Raw genomic sequence first — 1,355 nt, forward strand, 5'->3', positions numbered from 1 at the left:
GCATTCGCCGCCGGTGGACACCGCCGGCGCGGGAGACCTCGGCGCGGCCGAGACCCGGCGCAGCGCGCGCAGCGGCGTGGCCGGGCTCCTCGGAGCGGCCACCAGCGGCCTGTTCGGCTTCGTGCTGGCCGTGGTGATCACCCGGGGGTACGGCACGGCCGGCGCGGGTGCGTTCTTCACCGCCATCGGCGTGGTCACCGTGGCCACCGCCGTCTGCACGCTCGGCGCCGAGACCGGTCTGATGTGGGCGCTGCCCCGACGTCGCACCGGCGCACGGGGCGATGCGGCCCGGGTACTGCCGGTGGCGCTCCTCCCGCCGCTGCTGGCCGGCCTCCTGGTCGCCGGCGCGGCGTGCTGGCCGCCGACGCGCTCGCCCCCCGGTTGCTGCGCGGCTCGGGCGCGAGCGGCGACGCGCTGCTCACCGTCACCTTCACCGCCGTGCCGGTGGTGGTCGCGATGACCCTGCTGCTGGCCGCGCTGCGCTGCGTGCGACCCATCCGGGCGTACGTGGGAGTGCAGTTCCTCCTGTTGCCGGTGGCCCGCCCGGCGCTGGTCGGCGCGGCCGCGCTCGCCGGCGGCGGCCTGCTCGCCGGCATGACCGGTTGGCTGGTGCCGGCGGCGCTGGCGCTGCTGGTCAGCCTCACCCTGGTGGCCGGCCCCCTCGGGCTGGGCCGGGGCGCGGCGCTGCGGCCGGGCCGTGCCGACTGGTCGACGTTCTGGCGCTTCGCGCTGCCCCGCGCCGCCTCGGCGGCCATCGACGCGGGGAGCATGTGGGTGGGCGTGCTGCTCACCTCGGTGCTGGCCGGTCCGGCGGACGCCGGCGTGTTCGGCGCGGTCGGCCGGTACGTGCTCGCCGGCCAGTTGGCCATGCAGGGGCTGCGGGTGGCGGTGTCACCGCAGCTTTCCCGGCTGCTCGGGCGTGGCGAGCGGGCCGCCGCCGCGGCCGTGCACCGGCAGTTGACGACCTGGGGGCTGGTGCTGTCCTGGCCGGTGTACCTGCTGCTGGCGGTGTTCGCGCTGGCGTTCCTGCAACTGTTCGGGCCGGAGTTCACCGCCGGCGTGCCGGCGATGACCGTGCTGGCGCTGGCGATGCTGGTGAACACCGGGGTGGGCAACGTGCAGAGCCTGCTGCTGATGGGCGGACGCAGCGGCCTGCACCTGGCGGCCACGCTGGCCGGGCTCGCCGTGACCGTGTCGCTGGGCCTCTGGCTGATCCCCGGACACGGCGCCACGGGTGCGGCGTTCGCGTGGGCCGCCGGCATCGCCACCGAGAACCTGAGCGCCGCGGCGTTCGCCCGGCGGGTGGTCCGGCCAGCCGCTGGTCGACACCGCGATGCTGCTCGCGGCGGCGGCCA

At 77.1% G+C, this 1,355-nt stretch carries 1 pseudogene; it reads left to right on the plus strand.

Annotation, left to right across the window (positions count from 1 at the left end):
- Nucleotides 1-13: 13 nt before the first annotated feature.
- Nucleotides 14-1,355: pseudogene (locus JNW91_RS31385) on the plus strand (lipopolysaccharide biosynthesis protein); the annotation flags it as partial.

Origin of the sequence: Micromonospora parastrephiae, assembly GCF_016802865.1 — a bacterium.
GTDB lineage: Bacteria > Actinomycetota > Actinomycetes > Mycobacteriales > Micromonosporaceae > Micromonospora > Micromonospora parastrephiae.